The sequence below is a fragment of the Gordonia sp. SCSIO 19800 genome (genome assembly GCF_018132775.1).
In the GTDB taxonomy this organism is placed as follows: domain Bacteria; phylum Actinomycetota; class Actinomycetes; order Mycobacteriales; family Mycobacteriaceae; genus Gordonia; species Gordonia hongkongensis.
The window spans coordinates 60,340-85,240 of record NZ_JAGRQM010000020.1 but is presented as its reverse complement, the minus strand read 5'-3'; the positions used below and the strand labels follow the sequence as shown (position 1 = coordinate 85,240).

At 65.9% G+C, this 24,901-nt stretch carries 24 protein-coding genes and 1 pseudogene; 11 read left to right on the top strand and 14 right to left on the bottom strand.

Annotated elements, in window-relative coordinates:
* Positions 1–12 precede the first annotated feature (12 nt).
* Positions 13–789, top strand: a complete 777-nt coding sequence (locus tag KB201_RS19580; RefSeq protein ID WP_211540136.1) for an SDR family NAD(P)-dependent oxidoreductase — start codon at positions 13–15, stop codon at positions 787–789.
* 476 nt (positions 790–1,265) lie between these two features.
* Here KB201_RS19580 and KB201_RS19575 read toward each other — a convergent pair whose 3' ends face one another.
* From KB201_RS19575 to KB201_RS19555, 5 genes are all read right to left on the bottom strand, one after another.
* Positions 1,266–2,036: a ThuA domain-containing protein gene (locus KB201_RS19575; RefSeq protein WP_058252851.1), complete on the bottom strand. Its 771-nt coding sequence runs from the start codon at positions 2,034–2,036 to the stop codon at positions 1,266–1,268.
* A 16-nt stretch (positions 2,037–2,052) separates the two neighbouring features.
* Positions 2,053–3,453 (bottom strand): dihydrolipoyl dehydrogenase, encoded by a 1,401-nt coding sequence (gene lpdA / locus KB201_RS19570; RefSeq protein WP_058252852.1) that lies wholly within the window; start codon positions 3,451–3,453, stop codon positions 2,053–2,055.
* 1 nt (position 3,454) lies between these two features.
* On the bottom strand, positions 3,455–4,216 hold the full coding sequence (locus tag KB201_RS19565) for an SDR family NAD(P)-dependent oxidoreductase (RefSeq protein WP_058252853.1): 762 nt from the start codon (positions 4,214–4,216) through the stop codon (positions 3,455–3,457).
* Between the two features lie 63 nt (positions 4,217–4,279).
* Positions 4,280–4,987: a histidine phosphatase family protein gene (locus KB201_RS19560; protein ID WP_058252854.1), complete on the bottom strand. Its 708-nt coding sequence runs from the start codon at positions 4,985–4,987 to the stop codon at positions 4,280–4,282.
* Positions 4,988–5,091: 104 nt separating this feature from the next.
* Positions 5,092–5,799 carry a TetR/AcrR family transcriptional regulator gene (locus KB201_RS19555; protein ID WP_238994969.1) on the bottom strand — a complete coding sequence of 236 codons (708 nt, stop codon included), beginning with the start codon at positions 5,797–5,799 and terminating at the stop codon, positions 5,092–5,094.
* 90 nt (positions 5,800–5,889) lie between these two features.
* On the opposite strand from KB201_RS19555, the gene KB201_RS19550 reads away from it, so the two are divergent.
* From KB201_RS19550 to KB201_RS19530, 5 genes are all read left to right on the top strand, one after another.
* The gene (locus KB201_RS19550) at positions 5,890–6,759 is read left to right on the top strand and encodes a TetR/AcrR family transcriptional regulator (protein WP_058252856.1); all 870 of its coding nucleotides are present in this window, start codon (positions 5,890–5,892) and stop codon (positions 6,757–6,759) included.
* 67 nt (positions 6,760–6,826) lie between these two features.
* Positions 6,827–7,573 carry a ThuA domain-containing protein gene (locus KB201_RS19545; protein WP_058252857.1) on the top strand — a complete coding sequence of 249 codons (747 nt, stop codon included), beginning with the start codon at positions 6,827–6,829 and terminating at the stop codon, positions 7,571–7,573.
* Positions 7,552–7,989 (top strand): hypothetical protein, encoded by a 438-nt coding sequence (locus tag KB201_RS19540; protein ID WP_238994970.1) that lies wholly within the window; start codon positions 7,552–7,554, stop codon positions 7,987–7,989. Before KB201_RS19545 ends, KB201_RS19540 begins: the two co-directional genes overlap by 22 nt.
* Positions 7,986–9,380, top strand: coding sequence for an SRPBCC family protein (locus KB201_RS19535; protein WP_083207250.1), 1,395 nt, complete (start codon positions 7,986–7,988; stop codon positions 9,378–9,380). The genes KB201_RS19540 and KB201_RS19535 overlap by 4 nt, the downstream gene beginning before the upstream one ends.
* Positions 9,381–9,595: 215 nt before the next feature.
* Positions 9,596–9,784: a hypothetical protein gene (locus KB201_RS19530; RefSeq protein ID WP_223259029.1), complete on the top strand. Its 189-nt coding sequence runs from the start codon at positions 9,596–9,598 to the stop codon at positions 9,782–9,784.
* A 65-nt stretch (positions 9,785–9,849) separates the two neighbouring features.
* Here the strand turns inward: KB201_RS19530 and KB201_RS19525 are convergent, their stop codons facing one another.
* The gene (locus KB201_RS19525) at positions 9,850–11,073 is read right to left on the bottom strand and encodes a S9 family peptidase (RefSeq protein ID WP_058252861.1); all 1,224 of its coding nucleotides are present in this window, start codon (positions 11,071–11,073) and stop codon (positions 9,850–9,852) included.
* A gap of 42 nt (positions 11,074–11,115) precedes the next feature.
* Positions 11,116–12,546: an MFS transporter gene (locus KB201_RS19520; protein WP_223259028.1), complete on the bottom strand. Its 1,431-nt coding sequence runs from the start codon at positions 12,544–12,546 to the stop codon at positions 11,116–11,118.
* On the opposite strand from KB201_RS19520, the gene KB201_RS19515 reads away from it, so the two are divergent.
* Positions 12,515–13,414 carry a TetR/AcrR family transcriptional regulator gene (locus KB201_RS19515; RefSeq protein WP_223259027.1) on the top strand — a complete coding sequence of 300 codons (900 nt, stop codon included), beginning with the start codon at positions 12,515–12,517 and terminating at the stop codon, positions 13,412–13,414. The genes KB201_RS19520 and KB201_RS19515 overlap by 32 nt on opposite strands.
* Before the next feature lie 182 nt (positions 13,415–13,596).
* Here KB201_RS19515 and KB201_RS19510 read toward each other — a convergent pair.
* Positions 13,597–14,184, bottom strand: a pseudogene (locus tag KB201_RS19510) (LysR family substrate-binding domain-containing protein); the annotation flags it as partial.
* Between the two features lie 8 nt (positions 14,185–14,192).
* Between KB201_RS19510 and KB201_RS19505 the strand changes: the two are divergent.
* The gene (locus tag KB201_RS19505; RefSeq protein WP_058252865.1) at positions 14,193–14,414 is read left to right on the top strand and encodes a hypothetical protein; all 222 of its coding nucleotides are present in this window, start codon (positions 14,193–14,195) and stop codon (positions 14,412–14,414) included.
* An 11-nt stretch (positions 14,415–14,425) separates the two neighbouring features.
* Here KB201_RS19505 and KB201_RS19500 read toward each other — a convergent pair whose 3' ends face one another.
* Positions 14,426–15,706 (bottom strand): nitrate/nitrite transporter, encoded by a 1,281-nt coding sequence (locus tag KB201_RS19500; RefSeq protein ID WP_058252875.1) that lies wholly within the window; start codon positions 15,704–15,706, stop codon positions 14,426–14,428.
* A 104-nt stretch (positions 15,707–15,810) separates the two neighbouring features.
* Positions 15,811–16,983, bottom strand: a complete 1,173-nt coding sequence (locus KB201_RS19495) for a helicase-associated domain-containing protein (protein WP_223259026.1) — start codon at positions 16,981–16,983, stop codon at positions 15,811–15,813.
* A 336-nt stretch (positions 16,984–17,319) separates the two neighbouring features.
* On the opposite strand from KB201_RS19495, the gene KB201_RS19490 reads away from it, so the two are divergent.
* Positions 17,320–18,312 carry a hypothetical protein gene (locus KB201_RS19490; RefSeq protein WP_058252876.1) on the top strand — a complete coding sequence of 331 codons (993 nt, stop codon included), beginning with the start codon at positions 17,320–17,322 and terminating at the stop codon, positions 18,310–18,312.
* Positions 18,305–19,765, top strand: coding sequence for a hypothetical protein (locus KB201_RS19485; protein ID WP_058252877.1), 1,461 nt, complete (start codon positions 18,305–18,307; stop codon positions 19,763–19,765). Before KB201_RS19490 ends, KB201_RS19485 begins: the two co-directional genes overlap by 8 nt.
* Positions 19,766–19,953: 188 nt before the next feature.
* Here KB201_RS19485 and dnaB read toward each other — a convergent pair whose 3' ends face one another.
* On the bottom strand, positions 19,954–22,182 hold the full coding sequence (gene dnaB, locus KB201_RS19480) for a replicative DNA helicase (RefSeq protein ID WP_058252878.1): 2,229 nt from the start codon (positions 22,180–22,182) through the stop codon (positions 19,954–19,956).
* A gap of 569 nt (positions 22,183–22,751) precedes the next feature.
* On the opposite strand from dnaB, the gene KB201_RS19475 reads away from it, so the two are divergent.
* On the top strand, positions 22,752–23,414 hold the full coding sequence (locus KB201_RS19475) for a hypothetical protein (protein WP_058252879.1): 663 nt from the start codon (positions 22,752–22,754) through the stop codon (positions 23,412–23,414).
* A gap of 83 nt (positions 23,415–23,497) precedes the next feature.
* Here the strand turns inward: KB201_RS19475 and rplI are convergent, their stop codons facing one another.
* The 3 genes from rplI to KB201_RS19460 form a co-directional block, all read right to left on the bottom strand.
* Positions 23,498–23,953: a 50S ribosomal protein L9 gene (gene rplI / locus KB201_RS19470; RefSeq protein WP_058252880.1), complete on the bottom strand. Its 456-nt coding sequence runs from the start codon at positions 23,951–23,953 to the stop codon at positions 23,498–23,500.
* Between the two features lie 19 nt (positions 23,954–23,972).
* A complete protein-coding gene (gene rpsR, locus KB201_RS19465) occupies positions 23,973–24,230 on the bottom strand; it encodes a 30S ribosomal protein S18 (RefSeq protein ID WP_004020662.1) in 258 nt (85 codons plus the stop codon).
* Positions 24,231–24,316: 86 nt separating this feature from the next.
* Entirely contained in the window at positions 24,317–24,838 is a 522-nt protein-coding gene (locus tag KB201_RS19460) for a single-stranded DNA-binding protein (RefSeq protein ID WP_058252881.1), read from the bottom strand.
* Positions 24,839–24,901 lie beyond the last annotated feature (63 nt).

Below are 24,901 nucleotides of genomic sequence, written 5' to 3'. Positions count from 1 at the left end.
AGGAGACGTTCGATGAAGTTGCAGGACAAAGTAGTTGCCGTCACCGGCGGGACCCAGGGAATCGGCCGCGGGATCGCCGAGGCCGCCCTCGCGGAGGGCGCGAAGGTCGCGCTCAACGGCCGGTCCAAGGAGAAGGGCGATAAAGCTCTGGCCGATCTCGGCGTCGGCGACCGGGCCGCGTTCTTCCCCGGCGACGTGACCGTGCAGGCCGATGTCGAGGACTTCATCGAGCAGACCGTGGCCACCTTCGGGCGCATAGACGTCCTGGTGAACAACGCCGGCGGAGCCAACGATCTGCAGCCCACCGCCCAGCTGTCCGACGAGGAGTGGAACCTCGTGATGAACTGGAACCTGAACTCGAACTTCTGGGCGACTCGGCGCGCTCTCCAGCACATGATCCCCAACTCCTACGGGCGCATCATCAACATCTCCTCGGTCGAGGGCAAGCAGGGCAAACCCGTGTTCACCGCATACGTCGCCGCCAAGCACGCGATCAACGGGATGACCAAATCGATTGCGCGCGAGGTGGGTACACAGGGAATCACGGTCAACGCGATCTGCCCCGGGCTCGTGATCACCGACATCATCAAGAACAACGGCCCGCAGACCGCCGCGGCGATGGGCATGAGTTTCGAGGAGATGGTCGACCTGTTCTCACAGGAATCGTCCATCAAGCGCCCCAACACCGTCGAAGAGGTTGCCGCGATGGCGATGCTCCTCGCCTCCGATGCGGGCGCCGGCATCACCGGTGCCATCCTCAGCGTCGACGGTGGTACCGCGTCGTACTGATCGAGATCGTTGCTCCCTTATCCGAAAGAGCCATACACCCCTTGGTCCCTGAGGTGCGAGGAGCGCTAGCGACGAGCCACGAAGGGCCTGGTGAGGCACCTTGCGAGGCCCTTCGTGGCTCGCTTCGCTCGCACCTCAGGGAGCATGGAGTTTTGGCGCTCACGAGCGTCTTTCGTGGTCCACGACGGCCGCCAGGCCGCGGATGCTGAGGAGCGAGCTTGCGACCGTCACGAGGGGTCTCACCACCTCGGTCGCCGGACCCTTCGTGACGCGCCCTCCGCAAGCTCCGGGCGCTCCTCAGGGAGCGGAGGGTTGGACGCGCCCTCCGCAAGCTCCGGGCGCTCCTCAGGGAGCGGAGGGTTGGTCGGGCCCGTGACCGGCAGACCTCAACTCGACCGATGGACTTCGATCGAGGTCTAGGAGTCGAGTTGAAGTCTGCCGGTCACGAAACGGGGCACTGGGGAATGCTCTGAACCTCAGAACGTCCCGCGTACCGCCCACGCCACGCAGCGGCCGAGGATGGTCCGGTACTCCGGCACCTCCCAGCTCCCCCGGTCGACCCGTCCGAGATCGTCGATACCCAGGTCTTGGACATCGAACCGGCCGCGGCAGTGCCCGAGCGTGAAGTAGCAGACGGTTCCGGCGTCATGTCTCTTGAGATAGAGCACCGGCAGCGGATCGTCGGAGGTGGTGTGTCCCTCCGCGAAACCCGTTGACTCGCCGACAAACCGGGTGTGCGCGAGAACCTCTATCGGCTCGAAGAGTTCGCTGACGTAGAGCTCGTCGACGGCGTCGAAGGCCTCGACACCGTCGACAAGCGGATGGTCGGGGTCCGTGATCTCGACCCGGTACGGCGCGATCGGCGGATGACCCAGGAACTGGCTACCTACCAGCTGCGGCAGCACGCCCATGGTGCGTGGGGTGACGTACTTGCTCGGCGACCCCGGTGGCGTCGGCTCGATCGCGGAGTTGGTGGCGTGCAACGCCAGCCATCGACCGCCGCGTGCGAGGAACTCGGTGAGCGACCGCTGCGCGGCCTCGTCCGGAATCCGGTTGCACGTGTAGGTGATCAGCAGATCCGCGTCGTCGATGGCCGGGATCGCACCCGCGTAGTCGTCGAAGACTCGCGTTCGCACCACTTCGTGATCGGCCAGCAGCGTGAGGATCTGCAGTCTCGCGTAGTCGAAGTCGTGCCATTGCCCACCGCAGATGACGACCGCGTCAAGGCGGCCGGCGGGTCCGGACATGTCGCTCCTCGAGATCTCAGGCGTGTGCGTGCAGGGGTTTGCCCGCCAGCGCGAGGTGGGCTTCGCCGAGCGCCTCGGCCTGGGTCGGATGCGCGTGCACCAGGTTCGCGACGTCGTCGGCGGTCGCCTCCCAGTTGTAGATCAGCTGTGCCTCACCGATGAGCTCACCGACCCGATCACCGACGAGATGGATTCCCACGACGGGTCCGTCGGACCCGGCGCGAACAAGCTTCACCCCACCCGACGTCTGGAGGATGCGGCTCTTGCCGTTGCCACCCAGGTCGTAGACGGCGGTGGTGACGTCCCCGTACCGGTCGACGGCTTCGGCCTCGGTCAACCCGATCGACGCAACCTCGGGGTGGGAGTAGGTGACACGTGGAATCCCGCTGTCGGCGACCGGCACACAATCGAGGCCGGCCAGTTGCTCGGCCACGAAGATACCGTTAGCGAAGCCGCGATGGGCGAGCTGCGGACCCGGCACGATGTCACCGACCGCGTAGACCCCCGGCACAGTGGTCTGCAGCGCATCGTCGACCTCGACGAACCCGCGGTCGAGTCGGATGCCCGCCTCCTCGAGCCCGAGACCGGACGTCCGCGGACCACGCCCTACCGCCACCAGCAGGATGTCGGCGTGCAACGGTTCCGACTCGCCGGCGAGATCGACGGCGACCCCGGCATCGGTCACGCGCGCGGCGGACAGCATGGCCGCAGTCCGAATGGTGATGCCGCGCTTGCGGAACGCTCGGGTCAACTGCTTCGACGACCACTCGTCCTCAGTCGGGACCAGTCGTGGTGCCGCCTCCACGGTGGTGACCTCGACGCCGAGCGACGCCCACAGACTGGCGAACTCGCAACCGATCACGCCGCCGCCCAGGACGATCGCCGACCTCGGGATCGAATCCAGCTCCAGCGCACGGTCGCTGGTCATGATCGGACCGCCGATATCGATGCCCGGCAGGGTCCGCGACTGCGATCCGGTGGCAAGGACAAGGGCCTCACCCCGGTGTCGCGAGGTCCCCCCGTCCGCGAGATCGACTGCGACCGTTCGGTCCCCGACGACGCGGCCGTGACCACGCACCACGCGGATCGCCCGCGAGGCGATCAGTCCCTCGAGGCCGCGGTACAGACCGTCGACGACCTTCTGCTTGTACGCGTGCACCGCGGTGATGTCGACACCGTCGAGCGAGGCCTTGATTCCGAAATCGGCCGCAGAGCGCACGGAGTCGACGATCTCCGCGGCATGCAGCAGCGCCTTGGTGGGGATACAACCGTTGTGCAGGCAGGTACCGCCGAGCTTGCCGGACTCCACCAGGACGACCGACATGCCGAGCTGCGCGGCGCGCAGAGCACACGAGTATCCGCCCGAACCGCCGCCGAGGACGACGACGTCGGCGGTCTCGGTGGAGTCCGCGCTCATCTCAGAAGTCGAATCGGTTGGTGAAGCCGCCGTCGACGACCAGGTTGGTGCCCGTGATGTGACCGGCGGCGGGCGACGCCAGGAAGGTCACCGCGTTGGCGACATCCTGGGCGGCGGCCAGCTTGCCCAGCGCGGCGGACGACAGCGCCGCGTCATAGAGTTGCGGGCGCTGCTCCTTGATGGTGTCCCAGGGTCCGCCTTCGAAGTAGACCGGACCGGGCGACACCGCGTTGACGCGAATCCCCTTGGCTCCCAAGACACGTGCCTGCGCCGAGGAGTGTTGCAACACGGCGGCTTTGAGCGCGCCATAGCTGTTGGCGGTGGTGATCGGGCCGGCCTCGATGGCCGATGTCGTACTGATCGTGACGACCGACGCGGCCGAGCTCTTCTCCAGGTGCGGTGTGGCCGCCTCGATGAAGCCGACCAGGCTCATCAGATCGACGTTGAAGCTGTTCTCCCACGCCTCGCGCCCCTTGCCGGTCATGGCCGATGCGTTCACGATGACGATGTCGATCCCGCCGAGCGACTCGGCCGCGTCGTCGACGAAGGACGTCACAGCCGCGGAGTCGCCGACATCGACGGACTTCCAGAACACCGTGCCGGACTCGGACAGCTCGTCGGCGACGGTCTTGAGTTGGGCTTCGCCGCGGGCGCAGATGCCCACCGATGCACCCTCGGCGAGGAGCGTCTTGGCGATGGCGAGGCCGATCCCCTTGCTCGCGCCGCTGATGAGGGCGCGCTTTCCGGTGAGGTCGAGATCCATGTCGGGTCCTTCTTCTTTCGGTCGTGCTGGCGGTTCGGGGCTGGTTGTTCTGGCGGGGTCGGACTAGAGGTTCATCGCGCCGACGGAGGTCTGGAAGTCGAGCACGTGTGTGAAGTCGTTGACGGACTGCACCGCACGGCGGGTGTCCGCACCGCGCAACACGTTGACCGACGTGTGGTGAACGCGGACCGGCATGTCGAAACCGCTTCCGAGCGCGTCGGCGAGCACGGCATTGATCACCCCGCTGTGGCAGGTGACCACCACGCGCTCGCCGAGGTGCGCGTCGACGATCCGGCCGATCTCGCCGAGCACTCGCGCACGGAAGGCCACCGGGTCCTCGGCGTACGGGAACGGTTCGTAGCTGCGGGTCCTGATGTGTTCGCGGAAGATCCGGGATATCTCGTCGTGCGGAAGGGTCTCGAACGGCGATTCGTCGGCCGGGAAGGACTGCCACGGCTCGTACTCGGTCAGGGTGTCGCGGACGATCGGTTCCAGACCGTGATGGGCGGCGATGGCCCGGCCGGTGTCGAGGGCCCGGCGCAGCGGCGAACTGTAGACGACATCAACGGTGTGGGTGGCGAGCCGGTCGGCCACGGCGCGCACCTGTCGCTGCCCGAGGCCGGACAGAGGCGGATCGACGGTCTCAGCTGCGCTGAGCTCCTTGCTCAGCGCCTGCTCGCCGTGGCGGATGAGCACGAGTTCGCACAGTCCGGCCAGCGGCGCGAACGGGTTGTCGAGATCGATCGAGCGCGCACGAGTCTGGTTGGGCACGGCTCCAGTGAACCACAAACTAGGTTCTCTATAAAGATACTATCGCGAACCGCCTGCTCAGGTGAACGATCAGACGTCGAAGCTATAGGTTCGAGGGTGTCACATCACACGCTGGCGATGTCGGCGGCGAGCTCACGCACTTCGTCGGAGAAGCGCCGGCGCCCCAGGTTCGCGAGGACGACGTCCTCGGTGAGCCACGACGACGCGGACACCTCGAGGAGGCTGGACAGTGCCGTTGCCGCAGCGGCCTGCTTGGCCTTGGACGTGATGCGGTCCCGCGCCCGCAACTCGGCGGAGAAGATCGCGAGCATCTCCAGACGCACCTCCCGGCGCAGCGCCTCGATCGACAGACTCCATCCGGGCGACCGCACGAAGTAGACCAGCGACGCCGCCCGGTGGGCGTCGGTCCACTCGAGAACCGAGATGATCACGTCGCCGAGCGAGGCGTCGGGATCGGCGTCGATCTCCGTGCGCAGTTGGGTGAGCATCTGATCGGCGAAGATCCGCAGTCCGCCGAGGAGTACCTCCTCCTTGGAGGGATAGTGGTAATACACTGCCGCCGAGGTCATCTGCGCCTCAGCGGCGATGTCGGCGACGGTGACGTCCTCGATCGACCGCATCGAGTACAGGTGCATCGCCGCCTCGACGACGACGTCGCGTCGAGACGGCCGGTGCGCGGCCCGCTTCGCGCCGCTGCCGCCACTCGGAGCGCTCGCCGACGCGCGCCCGGCGTTGCGTCGGCCGGAAGTGCTTCGTCCTGAGGGATTCTTGCCCGCCATGCGATAGATCATGACAGCATCGGGGGCTGCCACGGGCTGTGCCATCCTGATGGCACGCCGTGAACGGAACCGGGAGGTCTGCGCCACGGCGGATCGGAACGGGGAGCACGGCGAGGAGGACGTATGGCGAGATCGAGGCGAGACAACGCCCGGCCGGCCGACGGCATGTCGGAGTCGGACGCCGACTGGCTCGGCTGGGATTCGACCCCGGCTGCCGACGACATCGCACTGGCGGCCGCGGACCCGGGGGCGGGCAGCGGCCCACAGGAGGACGTCGATCCTGACGCCGCACCCGACATCTCGCCGATGGAACACGAGGCCGGCGCCGAGGGCGCACCGCCGGACTCACCGGTCCAGAACGGATCGGGCGCAGGCAACGGCACGACCGCGCACCGTCCGTCGCGGCGGCATCTCATCGTGAAGGCCGCGGTTCGCGTGTTCTCGCGAAAGGGGTTCGCGGAGGCCTCCATCCAGGAGATCGCCACCGAGGCGGGAATGGTCCCGACCGCGGTCTACTATCACTTCGCCAGCAAAGAGGAGCTCTTCGAGAGCGCACTCGGCTATGCGATGGACGCGAGTTCGGCCGCGGCGCAGTCGGCTCGACCGGACGATGTGTCCGCGAGCGCGGACTCGTTCAAGGACGTCGTCGCCGCGGTCTGGGACTGGACCGCCGAGCACCCCAATTCCGCCCGCATGCTGTTCCTGCAGATGGCCGGCGGCGCGACCCCCGGGACCCGGCTGCTGACGAAGGAGTACGAGGAACGGCACATCAGACGTGCGTTCGACTACTTCCCGGCCGGTGAGGACCCGCCCAACCGGCGTGCGGCCACCGCACAGCACGCGGCGCGCACCCTCCGGGTCCGGACGATGATCGCGATGACCATCGCCATCCAACCCCTGCGTATCGAGGGTGGGCCGCTGTCGGACATCCCGGTACCCAGTCTGCGCACCGCGACGACCGACGTCTGCACCAAGATGATCGAAGGCCGCTGACCCGAGCCGAGCCCGTCGAGTAACTTTAATTCCGAAACAGTTACTCCGATGCAGGTTGGACTCGAACATGCGCATCCTCGCGATCACCGGCGGCCACTCCTTCGACCGAGCCGCCTTCGCCGATCTCCTCGACGCCCTTCCCGGTGAGGTCACCTGGCGCGAACATCCCGACGCCGCGATCGGGCCCGACGACCTCGCCGACCACGACGTGTCCCTTCACTACGACATGCCGGGCACCCTGCCCGAACCGTACGACCCGCCGGAGTCGTTGCGGGACTGTCTGCGCGCGGCCCGCGAGACGGGGCACGGATACGTCGTCCTGCATCATGCGATCGCGAGCTGGGCCAACTGGGACGAGTGGTCGGAGTTCGTCGGCGGCCGCTACCTGTACCAGCCCGGAACCGTGCGCGGGGCACCGCGCCCCGACTCCGGCTATCGGCATGCGGTGGAGCAGCGGATCACCATCGAGGACAGCACCCACCCGGTGACCGCGGACCTGCCGGCACATCTCGACCTCGTCGACGAGACCTATCTCTGCGAGGTGTTCGAGGACTCCGTGACGCCGTTGCTGCGGACGAACGCACCGATGACCGACGACGTGCACTTCTCCACCGCACTGGCCATGTCCGGGCGGCGGGATGAACGAGAGGGGTGGCAGCACGCCGAGGGATCGTCGCTGGTCGGCTGGTGTCGCACCAACGGTGCATCCCGCCTCGTCTACCTCCAGCCCGGCGACACCGCGGCCACTCTCGCCCACCCGGACTATCGGTCCCTGATCGCCAACTCGCTCCGGTGGGCAGCCCGTTCCATCTGAACTTTTTTTACAGCGAATACAGTTCGATGTGTTGCCGCTCACTCTCGGTGCTACAGTTAGTGAATACGCTGCCAAGTAAGAGGCGCGCCAGCCCCACCGAGGAGAACCCGATGCGTCAGATCCAGCATCCGATGAGTCGAGCCATCTACGAATTCGATGAGGACTTCAACGTCCTCGTGACCACCAAGGACGGCAAGACCGGCACCTTCGACCCCGAAGGCCGGTATCTGCACGGCGAAGTGAAATCCGTTGACCCGGAGATGGCCCGCTGGGTCGGTCTCGGTCCGCGCGAGCCCGTTCCCATCACCCAGAACCGTCGCTTCATGGGCGCTGCCAAGCTCCTGGAGAAGATGCAGGCGGACCGACTCGCCGACGAAGCCCGCAGCAATCGCCTGGCCGAAGGAGGCAAATTGTGACCGAGATCGACACACGCACCCCCGGATCGTCGGCATCCGACGACGAGCAGGCCGACTACGTCGCCAGCTACCAGCGACTGCTCGACACCGACACCCACCCGGTCCCGCAGGTCCTGCGGGAGGAGACCCACGACCTCTACGAGGATCAGAACTTCATCCCGGTCTCGCGGTACATCAGCCGCAAGTATCACGAGCTCGAGCGAGATCGTATGTGGTACAAGGTCTGGCAGATGGCGTGTCGTGAAGAGGAGATCCCCGAGCCCGGGGACACGCACATCTACGAGATCTGCGACAAGTCGATCCTCGTCGTGCGCGGCAAGGACATGTCCATCCGCGCGTTCTACAACTCGTGCCTGCACCGCGGCCGGATGCTCCGCGAGGAGAGCGGTCCCGCGGGCAACGACCTGCGCTGCCCGTTCCACGGCTTCTGCTGGAACCTGGACGGATCGCTGAAATCCATGACGTGCGAATGGGATTTTCCCCACGTCGACAAGGATGCGATGAACCTTCCGCAGGTCAAGGTCGACACCTGGGGTGGCTTCGTCTTCATCAACATGGACCCGCAGTCGGAGTCTCTGGCCAGCTTCCTCGGCGACCTGGGCAAGCATTTCGAGGCCTGGCCGCTGGAGGATCGCTACATCCAGGCGCACGTCGCGAAGGTCATCGACGCGAACTGGAAGATCGCCCAGGAGGCGTTCTCGGAGGCCTTCCACGTCATCACGACCCACCCGCAACGTGTTGTGGGAACCGGGGATTCGAACAGCCAGTACGATTCCTGGGGCAACTTCAACCGCGGGATCACCGCCAACGGCGTCCCCAGCCCGCACATCAAGTTCACCCCGAGTGAGCAGGAGATGTTCGACTCGATGGTGGACGCGCGCATCGACGAGGACCCGATGGTCACCCTGCCCGACGGTGTCACCGCGCGCGAGATGTCCGGCCTGCTCGCCCGCGAGGGGCTCCGCGACGTCATCGGTGATGTCAAGGCGGACAACATGTCCGACGCCGAGTCGCTCGACAGCATCTACTACACGGTGTTCCCGAACTTCCATCCGTGGGGCGCCTACCAGCGCATCGTCTACCGGTTCCGGCCGAACGGCGACGACCACAACACGTCGATCATGGACGTCTACCTGCTGGCGCCGTTCACCGGGCCGCGCCCGCCGGCCGCGAAGGTGCAGTGGCTGACGCCCGAACAGACCTGGATCGACGCCACGGTCCTCGGCAGCTCGGCCCGCGTGTTCGACCAGGACGCGTACAACATGCCGAAGGTGCACCGCGGCCTGAAGACCACCACTCAGAAGTACCTGCCGATGGCGGCGTACCAGGAACTCAAGATCCGCCACATGCACCACCTGCTCGCGAAGTGGGTGGGCGAGGAAGTCGACTGATCCCCCCGTCGTCGATGATCTCGACTCGGCGCTGCGACTTCGGATGAAGCCGCAGCGCCGAATTCGTTCGTCGACTGTGCGTCGGTTTGCGTCGACTGTGCACCTCCGCTGGTTGAGCTTGTCGAAATCACCCCGCGCCGACCATTGTGCGATCACGACCTTGCGCAGCCGACGGCACGGTTTGCGAATTCATCGGCATGATGGGTGGTGTGTTGATGCTGACGCTGGTGATCGTCGTCGGGGCCGCCGCTGCCCTGTGCGCGATGACGGCGGCCTTCGTCTACCTACGGCCCGGTGACGATCACGTGCGTGCAGAACGCCTAGCGCGCCGCTGGCTGATCGCGACCGGGGTCCTCGGTGTTACGGCGCTCGGCCTCCGATTCGGATGGCTGCTGCTGAGCTGACACGGGCTTTCGCCCCCCAGGCAGGGTGCGGGATTCGTAGCGGTTTCCGGTACGAATCCCGCACTCTAGGAGTTCGCCGCCGAGGCGAGGGTCTCGTCGAGCCAGTCAAAAATGCGACTGTCGGTGAGCGCCCGTGCCATTGGCTGGCAGTGCCAGCTCGCACCTTCGGCAGCGGTGAACTCGACCAGTTCGGTTGCCGCGCCCGACATCTCGGCGAGCTGTGCCGACTGACCGGGCCAGAACTGTTCGTCTTCCGGTGAGGTGATCAACATCGGCGTCCGGATCTGCTCCGCGACTTCGGGTGTCAGCGTATACTCGGCAACGGCTCTCATCGTCTCCGCGTAACCGGCCTCGCCGTACGGGCGCGCCCGCCAATCCCACAGCTTCTTGGTCGACTTGCTCAGCTTCATGCCGATGGCCATCATCTGATCGAAGTCGTGATCCTTGCCCTCCTCGAGTTTCTTCGCCAGCGACGTACCAACATTTTCCAGCCACGACGTATCGACCTTCACCACGCCGGGATCGGCGATCGCGGCGGCATGACGATGTTCGAAGGCGATCGCGCGCGGAACCCAGTAACCGGCCTGGCTGATGCCGTAGACGGCGAGGCGCCGGGCGTCGACACCACCGAGTCCGACGACGACTTCGGTGACCGGCGTCAGCACGGCCTCCCAGTCGGGCCGGAAGTACGTCCCGTGCTCGAAGAGCATCGACTGTTGCCCTGGTCCGTCGAACATCACGACACGGTAGCCGCGCTCGAGCGCACCGTGTGCCGCTGCCGACCACTGCGCCGAGACCGACCCATCGCTGCCGTTCACCATGACCAGGGTGGGCCGGGGTGCATCGCCGGCGTCGGTCGGGGAAAGGTACCAGCCGGGTAACACGGTGTCCTCGTACGGGATCGACAGTCGTTGCGCGACGAACGGACCGTGGTCGACGAATTTCTCCCATGCGGCCCGATGTTCGGCGAACACCGGCATACGCTCGTCGTCGGCGATGCCGTCGAGTGCGTCGAACGCCTGCGAGAGGTACGTGGCCGCACGGAGATAGGTGAAGGCGGCGCTGTGGGAATGATCCGCCGCGGCGCTCGCGTCCGCTTCGGCGACGAGCCTCCGGCCGAGTCCGTGCCAGGCGTCGAACCAGTCACGGTCGTGGCCGTCCCCGACGGCGTCGATGGTCGCGAAGATCTCGCCGGCGTCGGCCGCACCCGAGTTGCAAGAGCCCAGGAGGAGCCGAACTTGGGACTGTCGCTGATTCGGTGTAAGTGGTTTTGATCGCCCGGTGCCCATTCCGCGGGTCTGGGCACCGGGCGTGTTGCGAGATCGGCTCGATCAGTGGGCAATCGCCGGAGCGGCATCCGGATCCGTGCGCGGGATGGCCCGTGGATACAGAACGGCTGCGAGTGCCGCGCCGACGAAGAAGAAGCCGGCAGCCCACCAGAATGCGGTGTGGAAGCTGGCGAGTTCCGCGCCCTGCTTCATCGCGTGCACGGCGGCCTCCGGAATCGGACCAGATGTCGCCACGGATCCGGGGGTGTTGTCGTTGATGTAGTTCGTCGCGGCCGTCGCCGCAAAACTCGACAGGAGCGAGATACCGATCGAGCCACCGATCTGCTGGGCGGTGTTGACCATGGCCGATGCGACACCGGCATCCTCGGCCTGCACTCCGATGGTGGAGAAGCTCATCGCGGTGGCAAAGACGACACCCAGACCAACTCCTGTGATGATCAGGCCGGGAAGGACGCCGGAGACGTAGTCACTGTCCGCCTGGATCCTGGTGAGGACCATCATGCCGACACCGGCCAGGCCCATGCCCGTTGCGACCAGAATCTTTGGACTGATCCGGGTGATGAGAGCGGCACCGACCACGGCGCCCGTGACAGCGAGGGCGCCAACCATGGGGAGGAATGCGACTCCGGTGATGACGGGGCTGTAACCGAGCGTGGACTGCAGGTAGTACGTCAAGAACAGGAACACCGCGAACATGCCGATCGCACAGATCAACATCACCAGGTACGAGGTGCCGCGAACACGATCGAGGACCACCCGCATCGGCAGCAACGGGTGCTCGACACGCGTCTCGACGACGACGAACGCGGCGAGCAGGGCGATACCGACCACGATGAAGGTGACCGTCCAGGTGTCGGACCAGCCGTTGACCTCGGAATTCGAAAGGCCGTACACGAGCGAGAAGAGGCCCGCGGTGACGAGAATCGTGCCCGGCCAGTCAAGCCCGGAGCCGCCGCTCCCGGTGCGGTGAGACGGGACAAGCCACAGCGCTCCAACCAACGCGACAACCGCGAACGCAACGTTGACGTAGAGGCACCAGTTCCAGGACACGTACTCGGTGAGTACTCCACCGAGCAGCAAGCCGATGGCGCCACCGGCTCCGGAGATCGCGCCGTAGATCCCGAAGGCGCGGCCTCGGTCGGCACTTCCGGCGAAGGTCACGGTCAGCAGGGACAGTGCCGCCGGCGCCAACAGCGCACCGAACACGCCCTGGAGAGCACGTGCAGCGACGAGTACCTCGAACGAGGGGCTCCAGCCGCCCAGCGCTGAGGCGGCAGCAAAACCGGCGAGGCCGATCACGAACGACTGTTTGCGTCCGAAGAGATCGTTGATTCGCCCGCCGAGCAACAGGAGGCCACCGAAGGTCAGGGAGTACGCGGTGATGATCCACTGTCTCGACTCGTCGCCGAACCCGAGGTCGTACTGGGCGGCCGGGAGCGCGATGTTCACGATCGTGGCGTCGAGCACAACCATCAATTGCGCCGTTGCCAGCACGACAAGGATCGCCCATCGGCGACGTGTGTCGGGTGGTGAACTCGCCGCCAAGTCCACTGTCTTCGTTGTCATCACGGGTTCCTCTCATCCAGGAAGCGGAATCATTAATTCCGTTTATTCATCGACTACCCTAGACCGCGAAACGGAACATGTCATTCCGTTACGAGAGGATGTGACGACCATGACAGCTGGCGAGGCGGAGCGGGACCACGCTCCACTGCGACGCGACGCCGCCCGCAATGTCGAGAAGATCTCCACCGCAGCAGCAGCGGCATTCGCGGAGCGCGGACTGGAAGTGACGATGGCCGATGTCGCCGACCGGGCCGGGGTCGGCGTGGGAACGGTCTATCGACGCTTCGGGGACAAACACGGTCTGATCACCGCGTTGTTCGAGGACAAGGTCCACGAGGTGGCTGAAATCGCGGAAGCGGCGAAGGATCGATCCGGCCCGACCGAGGCCCTCGTCGAACTCCTGGTCCGTTGTAACGAGTTGCTGGCCGCCAACAAGGGCCTGCGACAGTTGCTTCTCTCCACCGCCGGCGACTTCGAACCCCGCGCCGATGCACTGGCCCGACTCATCGCCGTCGTCGACGGGTTGGTCGCTGACGCCAAGCGCGCAGGGTGGCTTCGAGACAGCTTCGCGCCCAGTGACTTTCCGATCCTGCTCGTCGCTGTACAGGCGGTTCGCGGTCTCGGGGGTGACACCCACCCCGAACTCTGGCGCAGAACTCTCCAAGTTCTGGTCGACGGCATCCGCAGCGACTCCAGGAAGCCCATCGACATGATTACCCCACCTGCACTCTCCGAGGAACAGACTCAGAGCCTCATGCGAGATCACAAACGGTGAGAACCAGCAGTGACCCTACCCGGACCCGGCAGTGATCCTCAGCTCGAAGCAGAGGCCGACCAGCAGGTCCGGATACAGGATGGCGGCGGCGACAGTTGCGGCGGTCCGACCGTCAGTGGCGACTCGTTGCGTTGACGTCCACGCACAACTGGCGCCAAGGTTACTCCCCTGCCGGACGCCACTCAGGCAATGGCACGCAGAACGCGAAGTGCGTGATCGACCGGCGGGGTGCGGTTCGCGGCATCACATGCGACGACGAGATCGATCTCGCCGACGTCGGACAGCGGGCGGTAGACGACGCCGGCGATGCCGAGTGCCGCAGTGGGTTCAGGGACCACCGCTACGCCGACGCCCGCAGCGACGAGGGTCACCAGGGTGGAGGTCCCCTCTACCTCGTGCCTGGCCTGCGGGACGAACCCGGCCCGTGCGCACACCGCGGCGACCACGCCGTTCATGACGGACTTCCCACCGCCGGTGTGCGTGATGAAATCGCTGTCTCGCAGGCGGCCCGCGTCGATCGGCGAGGTGAGATCGGCGGCAAGTCGGTGGTCCGCCAGCAACGCCACGAACAGTCGGTCCCTCCGCACCGTCTCAACGTGCAGCCCCGGGGAGTTCTCCGGCGGGCGCAGGAGTCCGATGTCGATCTCCCCCGACGTCAGCGCGTCGACCTGCGCCGGCGCAAGCATTTCGCCGCGCACGCTGACCTCGACGTCGGGCAGTTCCTCCCGCATTGCTCGTACCAGCTGCGGGAGGAACGAGTAGGTGGCGGATCGACGCGGTGGCTGATCGGATCCGCACGATCGACCGGTTCTGCCAGGAGAGCGGACGGGACCGTTCTGATCTCGACATCGCTGTCGCGCTGCGGAATCCGGCTCCCACGGACCGCGCCGGTCTCGACGCTCTCGGCGTCGACGAACTGGTGCTGGTGGAGTCACCGCCCGCGAATTCCGATGCGGTGCCGGGATGGTTGGACGAGCTGGCGGACCGCTGGGCGGTCTGAGGCGGACGGAACTAGCGCGACCACCGTTCCGGCTCCTCGCCTAACAGACGCGCACGCCCCTTGCGGCGATAGCGGTAGATCTGGACCGCGCCCAGCCCCCAGAGCATGAACTGCGCCGACATCGCCCAGGTGAACGCCTCCGGCGGATATCCCTGGACCCCGTCCGGGGTTCGCCAGTCGAGGATGAGACCGATGAGCCCTGCGAGGATCAAGCTGGCAATGAACCCCGCCTGGTTGATGATCCCGGTGGCCGTGCCCGCCCGCGATGCCGGATTGGAGGTGCGGCCGACATCGAAACCGATCATCGACGCCGGACCGCCCATTCCACAGACCACCACCAAGAGCACGAGGAGCGCGAACGGCGCGCCGCCGGGCCACGCCAGTACCACCGTCCAGGTGGCCGCGATTCCGGCGAGCACCGCCAACACCAGCGTCGACCTGTGCCACGGCCACCGGGTGATCAGCCACGCGAAGATCGGGCCGAACGCCATGATGGCGAACACCATGATCGTCAGGAGCAGACCCGCCGCACCGGCGCTCATCCCCTCGCCCTCGACGAAGAAGGGGTAGCCCCACAACAGGCCCAGGACGGTGGCGCTGAAGTGGGTCGAGAAGTGCATCCAGAAACCCAGTCGGGTGCCGGGGTGATCCCACGACGCGCGAAGGTTTCGCCGGATTCCGGCCAACCCCAGCATCGGTCCCGACACCGACCGGACCGCCGCGGAATCGCGCACGACGACCAGTGCGACCACGAGCAGAACGGCGCCGATCCCAGCGGTGGCCAGGTACGCGCGACTCCATCCGAAGGTGGACAGTGCCCAGGTCATCGGTATGGCGGCCGTGACCGCGCCGAGTTGGCCGAGCACGCCGGTGAGCTGCGTGATCAGCGGGATCCGCCGCGCCGGGAACCAGCTCGTCACCAGTCGCAGGACACACACGAAGGTCATGGCGTCGCCGACCCCGACGAAGAACCGCGACGACAGCGCCCACGTGTAGTTGTCCGCGAACGCGAAGCTGATCTGGGCAAGCGTGAGGATCAGCGTTCCGCTGAGAAGTACCCGACGCGGACCGAACCGGTCGACGACGAGCCCGACCGGCACCTGCATCAGCGCGTACACCAGCAGCTGGAGCACGACGAAGGTCGACAGTTGCGAAGCGCTGATCTCGAAACGCTCGGCAGCCAGCAGGCCGGCAACGGCCAATGAGGAGCGCTGCAGCACCGCAACGAAGTAGACCGCGACCCCGACGACCCAGATGGTCATCGCCTGTCGCGAACCGACCGGCGAGGTCACCTGTGGACCTCGCCGTCGGGCCGAACCCGGGAAACTCTTTCGATCACCTAACTATTGTCGGGCACGGCGCGAACAGATCGCGGGCGCCCTCGGAACTGCCGCCATCACTCCGCGGGTAGGCCGAACCCGAGCTTGAGCAGAGCGGTCCGGAACTTCGACTCATGCTCGGGTTGGACACCCAAGAATCGGTCTCCGAGCAGATGGCACAGCGGGCGGAGCCTGCGGTCATGGGCGATGAGCATCGCGGTGGCCGGATCGACGCACTCGATCACGCGAAGAGGTCCGCGGTCGATGAGTTGCGCTCCCCGCCGGCGGACATCTTCTATCAGAGTGGTGAGCGTCGAAGGCAGTTCGTGTTCAGCGCGACGGTGTAGGTAGTCGGTGAACTCGGTGAGGTCGCGCCCTGCCCCGAGGGCTGCGGTCAGGGTGGTCGGCGACACGTTCCAGGTGTGGTCGGCGGTTTGGGTGGCGAAGGCGGCGAGGGTGAGTCTCTCGGTGTGGGTGATGCCGCGGGCAACCACGATGTCGAGGTTCGGCAACACCGTCAACGGTGAGATCTCGTCGAGATCCTCAGTCGGCGTGAAGGTGTCGGTGAGGCCCAACGCATAGGCGCCGAGCGGTGTCAGCCGGATTCGTCGCAGACCGTCGTATCGGCTGAGGGAGTCGAGGTCGTCGCTTCCCCAATTGCGGTGGTAGTCCGTGCGGGCGCCGACGGGATCTCGGTAGTCGAGATCGAACAGGCCCAGTGTGCCGGCGTACTCGAAAGTCACCGCCATCGTGTACCGGCCTTCGAGCAGTGACCAACCGTGGTGCCCGTCGTATCCGAAGCTCCCGTACTCGGGATCGAGAATGTGGAGCCGCCACAGTGCCCGTTCACTTCTGGCTATGGTCGGGCTGAGTCGCTTGCGCCGCATGGTCGCGAAGAGGTCGTCGATCTCGATCCACTCGCCCGGAGGGCAGGTGGCCAGTCCATCAGCGACGGTCGTACGGCGCCGCTTCGCCGCACTGAGCACATTGGTGCCGCGCTGCCCCTTGACCGCCTCGATTCGGCTGAACTCATCGATCGCCCCGTGCGTGAGCCATCTGCGCCACACGCCGAGGATGACCTCCTCCGGAGAATTACGCAGCGCTGCACGACCTTTCGGTGTCAACGTGAGGCGAGTGCCGTCTAGTTTGGCCAGCCCGGCGGACTGGACAAGTAATGGCCAGGCGAAAGCGGCGATCGCCTCGTCGCCATAGAAGTCTCCGTTGACAAGGTGGCCGGCGACTGTCCTCACCGTTGCCGCCGATGGGCGCGCTGTCTTCGCGCTGCATTTGAGTTGCCCCGACGCGCACAACTCCAAGACCGCGCGCACATTGGCAAGCGCTTCCTGTTCGGTCAATCGAACTTCAGTGCCGACATCAGTGCCCACGTCCGCCACTTTTCACACCTCTCCGGGTCAGGTCGAAGGACTCTCATCATTCTGCCGGTGTGGCCTGTCACCGATAGCCGAGGGCGTCCCACCGGTCGGGGATCGGCCGGTGTCGACCTGCGTTCGAGTAGGACCACCTTGTCAGTGGCGGCCGATACTCTTCTGTGGTGAGGGTGAACGTGTGCGGAGGGGGAAGTACCGATGGTTGAACCGCCGAGGATCGACGAAGGTAGGCAAGGGTTTGGGAGGGCTGTCGACGACTTCGGCAATTTTGCGCGGGGTCGCTCCAAGCGAATCGTCGCGCAGACCGGCGACTTCAGGGACGCCGCGGCGAATTCCTTCGAGAACCTGACCGCGAAGAAGCTCGACCCGTACGAGGAAGCCATCGCCGCGTACAACGGCGCGTTCACCGCGATGAACGATACGGGTGTTTCTCTCCTGCGCCAGCGAGAACGCTCGACGGACCTGATCGAGTTTGTAGAGCTACTCGTGAACAGCATCGTCAACACACCGAAATCGTTCGCGACCGACTTCGACGAGATCGACTTCCACAAAGCGGAGTTCTTGGCGGCGGAAGAGTTCGCTCGCAAGGACCTCGAGGCCGCGCGAAGGTCAGCGGCCGGCGCCGGCACCGGCTTCATGACTGGTGCTGCCGTAGCCAGCATGGCTCCGACAGCTGCGATGTGGGTGGCGACCACCTTTGGCACGGCCTCGACCGGCACTGCGATCTCCACACTTTCGGGGGCCGCCGCGAGCAACGCAGCTCTTGCATGGCTCGGCGGCGGAACTGTTGCGGCCGGCGGCGGCGGAACCGCTGCGGGCAGTGCACTCCTCGCACTTGCCGGGCCCATCGGCTGGACGGTGGCAGGAGCCACGCTCCTTGCGTCAATCGCGCTTTTCGCCAAGAACAGATTCGAGAACCGCGAGGCAAAGCAGGAGGCCTTGACTGCGGTCAAACACAACACCGCGCTCGTCGAAGGCATGGACGCCCAAGTTTGCGACATCCTCCAGCGCACCACTTCCCTCCGCGAGTTGCTCGCGACGAGTTATGGCGAAGCACTGCGATGCTACGGCGCTGACTTCCGCGGGCTGCCTGTGCTGTACCAGTCCCAGCTTGTCGCGTTGGTGAACAACACCAAGGCGTGCGCGGCACTGTTGAGCAAACGCGTCGAGCAAGGCCCGGACGGTGAGTGACGCAACAAGGCTCAGCAAGAGCAACCAGGAACAAGCCGTCGCCGCCTGGGTGAACCACCTGAACCAGCTCCGGCTGGACAACCTGCTGAATTCTCTGAGCCAGCAGAACACGAACTTGAAGGACGCTCTGACCACCGTCGACGAAGCGATCCGGAAGATCGATCTCGAAGTGATCGCCGCCAACCGCGGTGGTGTCAAGGGCATTCATGGCTTCATCGCCGAAGTTGCCGAGGTGGGCGTCGGCAATGCTCGGAGCCAGATCCGCGGTGGGGACGCTGTCTACCAGTGGGTCAACGACAACGGCCCGGTGGACCTGGTTCGCAGTGGCGTCGAGATCCAGCAGAAGTTCGTCGCTGCCGGTGGCCGCTTGGGCCTCGGTGCGATCGCCGACCACCTTCAGAAGTATCCCGACTTCGTCGAGAACGGCGGCAAGTATCAGATTCCTCGCGACCACTTCGAGCTGATCAAGAAACTGCACGCCATGCCGCGCGAGGAAGCAGGCAAGCTCCTCACGCTCGGCGCCGACGGGCCGTCGTTCAAGGACTGGAAGCGAGTCCACGCCTTCTTCGAGGAAGGCTCTGTCGGAATCGAGTCCATCGAGCCCTCGCACCTGGACTACTCCGAGGTTCAGAGGGGCGCCTACGGCTCGACGATGGAGGCGGAGAAGGACTCGCTGCGCGCCACCGACAAGTCCCGGCGGGCCGATGCCTACCAGGAGAGTCGGCCGACGCTGCGCGAGGGTACGAAGGTCCCGCTCACCGCCGCCGCAATCGAAGGCGGTACAGCTTTGGTGTTGGCCGTGGTCGAGAAGCGCCGTACCGGTAAGCAGCTCAGACACTTCACTGGCGAGGACTGGGCGGAAATCTCTGCCGAGACAGGCTTCGGCGTTGTCAAAGGTGGTGTCCGAGGGCTCAGTGTCTACGGACTCACGAACTTCACCGCGACATCGGCGGCCGTCGCCAGCTCAATCGTCACGGCTTCGTTCGGTGTCGCGGAGCAAGCGAACAAGTTTCGACGTGGCGAGATCGACGAGCTGGAGTTCATCGAGAACGCGGAACTCGTTTGTCTCGAAACCGCAGTCAGTGCGCTGTCTTCCTTTGTCGGACAGGCTCTTATCCCAGTGCCGGTCCTCGGCGCCGTGATCGGCAACACCGTAGGCATGATCATGTACAAAGCCGTCTCGTCGTCGCTCTCCCAGCGGGAGGCGTCGCTGATCGCGCAGTACGCCGAAGAGCAACGGATGCTCGACAAGCACCTGGCCGCCGACTATCAGGAACTCATCGACCAGCTCGATGCAAGCATGTCCGACTTCCTCGAGGTGCTCGAGCGGGCCTTCTCCCCCGACGTGGAGGTCGCCCTACTCGGCTCCGTCACCCTTGCGCTCGAGCTCGGGGTGTCGTCCGAAGAGGTGCTGAATACCAACGAGAAAGTCATCGCCTATTTTCTCGACTAGTTCCAGTCCTGTCACCCGCGTTCCTGCGGTCCGAGGACGACCTCCTGGGCGATGGCCTTTCTCTTCGAATTGATCGAAGAGAACATCTAGATCCCCGGAGGGGACGAAGACCGCGAGTTGCGGTGGCTTGAGTTGGGCCGGGCGTTCTGCGCGAGGTTTCCACTCGCGGCTCACCAGGAGCGATTCCCTTACCCCCGCGCCATGTCCACGAACCGGCTCAGGTGCAGCTGGTGCGCAACGGTAATGGTGGCGGTCGGCCCGTTACGGTGCTTGCCGACGATGATGTCGGCCTCGCCGGCGCGCGGGTCGTCGCGCTCGATGGAGTCGGGGCGGTGCAGCAGGATGACCATGTCGGCGTCCTGCTCCAGCGAGCCGGACTCACGGAGGTCCGACACCTGGGGCTTCTTGTCGGTACGTTGCTCGGGACCACGGTTGAGCTGACTGATCGCGATCACCGGGACCTCGAGTTCCTTGGCCAGCAGCTTCAGCTGGCGGGAGAACTCCGAGACCTCTTGCTGGCGGGACTCGACCTTCTTACCCGACGTCATCAGCTGCATGTAGTCCACCGCAACGACTTTCAGGTCGTGCCGCTGCTTGAGACGGCGCGCTTTGGCGCGGATCTCCATCATCGTGAGGTTGGGTGAGTCGTCGATGAAGAACGGCGCCTCCGAGATCTCGCCCATTCGACGTGCGAGCCGTGTCCAGTCGTCGTCGCTCATCGTGCCGGCACGCATGTCGGCGAGCTTGATCTTCGCCTCCGCCGACAGTAGGCGCATGACGATCTCGGTCTTGCTCATCTCCAGCGAGAACATGGCGGCGGTCAGGCCGTGTCCGATGGCCGCAGATCGCAGGAAGTCCATCGCCAGGGTCGAATTGTGCGTCGGGACCATCGCTTCACCCGCGAGATACAGGTGGTCGGCGTTGTCGACCTGCACGCAGCGCACCGGGACCGGATCGACGGGGCGAACGGCGACGACGCGTCGGACACCGGCCCGGCGACGCAGCTCCTTGTGCCGAATCGCCTTGTGGTGCACGGTGAACACGTCTTCGTCGGCGTCGACGCGCAACCACCCCGTGGCCGACCGCTTGTAGTTGAAACCGAGCCCGGCCACGAGGTCGGCGACGACCGCCGTCATGTGCCGCGTCGCGGCGGGCACGGTGATCCAGCCGTCGTCGTCCACCGAGGCACGGGCATCCAGCAACCCCGCGAGCAGGGCACGACGCTGCGCGATCGAACCACGGAGATACTCGTACGGAATCCGGCCACCGAGGTCCGCCATCAGCGTCATGACGTCGACCGGGCCCTCCGCGTCGATGCGCATGCTGATCTCGGGATCGTCGAAGGCCATCCCGGCCAGCGCCGCCACCGTGTACGGGCCGTACGCGAACCGCTTGCGCGGCAACTCGAGCGGCGCGGTGTTGCGCACGACCGCGCAGCCGACGTGCGCCCGCAGGCCGGCGGTCGTGACGACCCGCCGCTCGCCGTCGATCTCGGCCGCCCACTGGTGTTGCTCGTCGGCGACGATCGTCGCGCCGTCGTTGAATTCGATTTCGTAGCAGGGCCGTTCGGTCATCACCTCGGTGGCGGCGACGACCCGGGTGGGCCGGCCGTGGGCATCGAGCAGGAGATCGCCGACCCCGACCTTGCCCATCGTGGTCCAGCCGGTGGGCGTCGGCAGCGGGGTGTCGAGCGCGAGCGCCTTGCCGACGCCAGGACGTGCGGCGACGATGATCATCTGACCTGGGTGGAGCCCGTTGGTGAGCTTGTCGAAATCGGCGAAGCCGGTCGGGACACCGAGCGAGATGCCACCTCGCGACGCGATGGAGTCGATCTCGTCCATCGTCGGCTGCAGGAGATCCTCGAGCGGGACGTAGTCCTCGGCGGTGCGCTTCTCGGTGACCTCGTACACCTCGGCCTGGGCGCGGTCGACCACCTCGGCGACGTCCTGCCCGTCGGCGCCGGCGTAGCCGTACTGGACGATGCGTGTGCCGGCCTCCACGAGTCGACGCAGCAACGCCTTCTCGGCGACGATCTCGGCGTAGTAGCCGGCGTTCGCCGCGGTGGGCACCGTGGAGATCAGCGTGTGCAGGTACGGCGCACCACCGATGCGCTTGAGCTCGCCCGCCCGCTCGAGTTCCGCGGCGACCGTCACCGCGTCGGCGGGCTCGCCTTTCGAGTACAGGGTGAGGATCGCCTCGAAGACCGCCTGATGGGCCGGACGGTAGAAGTCGCCGGTGCGGATCTTCTCGACGACGTCGGCGACCGCGTCCTTGGACAGCAACATGCCACCGAGCACCGATTGCTCGGCGGCGAGGTCCTGCGGGGGCTGCCTACCGAAGTCCTCGGCAGGGATCTCGTCTTCCCGGCCTCGCCCTCCGGCGGCGGGGCCGCGCCCGCGGTCATCCACAACAGCCACGCGTGTCAAACCTCTCGCAACGTTCGATCCCACCCGACATCGAATGAGTACGACCCTGAGTCTGGTGTCGGCCCCGGTAGGCCACGTCGCGAGTCCCCGGTGTCGACGTCGTGTTCTGGTCAGTCTCTTCCTATCGGGTGGCACCGACAGCGAAGTGTCGTGTGCGCCGAGACGGACGGAGACGCTGAGGCGTGACACTAGGACGTCTGCGACCGCTACTCAAACCGACCTGTTGACGGATCTGGGGAACACTTGTGGACGGTGTGTGAGTTGCGGGGGGACGAGTTGTGCAGGCTTTGTGGACAACCTGAGGAATCAGGGTGTGAACAACACAGTTTTCGCAGGTCAGCGCCCTCACTAATTTCCACAATCAAGTAATTGGAAATCCTTTGGACTTCTTCGGCGCGTCGTCTTGCGGGCGTGTTGCGGACACCTGTTCAACTCCCCGTGGCGAATATTCGGGTGAACATCCGGTGTGGTCTGCGTTACACCTGGCCAGACGGGCGGGCGACGCCGGTTCGCACGATTCTGCGGCGATCGCCGAACGACGCCCCTGCGGGTGTGATGCAATGTGGATCGTGTCGAGGTTGGGGTTGAGGTCCGTCGTCGTCCGTCGTGCGGTCACCGTGCTGGCGGCCGTGACCGCTGCCGCCGGGCTGGCGGTGGCCCCGCCGACGTCCGCCGCGCCAGGCCCTTCGATGGCCCTCGAGTTCGATCTGTCGCGTTATCAGCCGGTCGCCCCGACGACCTTCCGATCGCTGGCCTATGTCGACAACGGACGGTCTTTCTTCACCACCGGTAGGTGGGTGTGCGAGATCGGTCCCGGCTACCGTTACGTCGGCTGCGCGGGCCGTCCCGCGACCGCCCCGCCGAACGCGACCGGCGCGGTGATCTCCGATGATCAGCAGGGCCCGTGGTGGGCGCGTGCCGATCAGACCTACCGGTTCGGCCCGGAGAGCGGCTTCCGGCCACCGGTCCTCGGTGTCGGCAAACGGGTCACCATCGAAGGCGTCACGTGCACCGTGCCCCGTCGCGACACCGTCGCCTGCCGCACCGGCGACCGCGCTCTCATCTTCACGCCCGCCTGGCACAAGTTCTTCTTCCCGTCCTGGGACACCCTCGGTCCGGGCAACAACGCGGTCGACCACAGCGCCAACCCGGCACCGCAGTACCTTCCGCCGCGACTGCAGTACTGGAACCAGCTGCCGGCCAGTCCGCCTGCACCGAAATAGGGGCTCACGCGGAGGCGCTCAACAGACACGACAAGGCCGGGTGGAGGATCTCCACCCGGCCTTGTGTGTGTAGAACGCTGAGGTCAGCTCGCGGCGACGACGGCGAGCTGGACGGTCGCCGAGACCTGCGGATGCAGGTTGACGACGACCGGGTAGCTACCGGTGGCCTTGATGTGCCCCTTGGGCAGCTCGACGCTGCGCTTGTCGAGGGTCGGACCGCCCGCGGTCTTGATGGCACCGGCGACGTCTGCCGCGGTGACCGAACCGAAGAGCTTGCCCGAGTCGTGGGTCTTCACGTCCAGCGAGACGTCGGCGAGGCCCTCGAGGGCCTGCTTCAGCTCGTTGGCGTGCTCGAGACCGCGGACCTCGCGGGCCTCCTGTGCCCGACGGATGCCTTCGACCTGCTTCTCGGCGCCGCGGGTGGCCTTGATGGCCAGGCCGCGGGGCAGCAGGTAGTTGCGGCCGTAGCCGTCCTTGACCACGACGATGTCGCCGGCTTCGCCGAGGTTCTCCACGGCGGCGGTGAGGATGAGCTTCATGTCAACTGATCCTTTCCGCTTATCGGCTGGTCGAGGTGAAGGGCAGCAGGGCCACCTCACGCGAGTTCTTCACTGCCACAGCGACGTCGCGCTGATGCTGCACGCAGTTACCGGTCACGCGACGCGACCGGATCTTGCCCCGGTCGGACAGGAAACGACGCAGCAGCGCGGTGTCCTTGTAGTCGATGACGGCCTTCTTGTCCTTGCAGAAGCTGCACGCCTTGGTCTTGGTGACCTTCTCGACGCGAGGCTTCCGGCTCGGCTTTGCCTTTGCCATGTGTGTGTTGCTCCAGTCAATGCTGTCGGGGACGGTCGCTGCCGTTCCCGGGCTGTTCGGGGCGGATCATCGAGCCCCGACCGATATCAGAAAGGTGGTTCGTCGTCCCCGCCGCCGAACGATCCCCCGCTGTTGCTGGCAGGCGCGCTGCCCCAGGGATCGTCGGCAACCTGCTGGTTCGAACCGCCGCCGCGGCCACCGCCGCCGCCCGATCCGAATCCACCGCCGCCACCGCCACCGCCGCGCGAGGCCCGATTGACCTTGGCGGTGGCGTAGCGCAGCGAGGGGCCGATCTCGTCGACCTCGAGTTCCACGACCGTGCGTCGTTCACCCTCTTTGGTTTCGTAGGACCGCTGCTTGAGCCGTCCCTGCACGATCACCCGGGAGCCCTTGGTCAGGCTTTCGGTCACGTTCTCCGCGGCGTCGCGCCAGATGTTGCAGCGGAGGAACAGCGCTTCGCCGTCCTTCCACTCGTTGGTCTGGCGGTCGAAGGTGCGCGGGGTGGAAGCCACCGTGAAGTTGGCAACCGCTGCGCCGGACGGCGTGAACCGCAATTCCGGGTCGGCGGTCAGATTGCCGATGACGGTGATGACCGTGTCGCCTGCCATGTGTGTTTCCCCTCGGGTCGTTGGTGGGCACTCGCTGATCGACATGCACCGGATTCTGGGCTC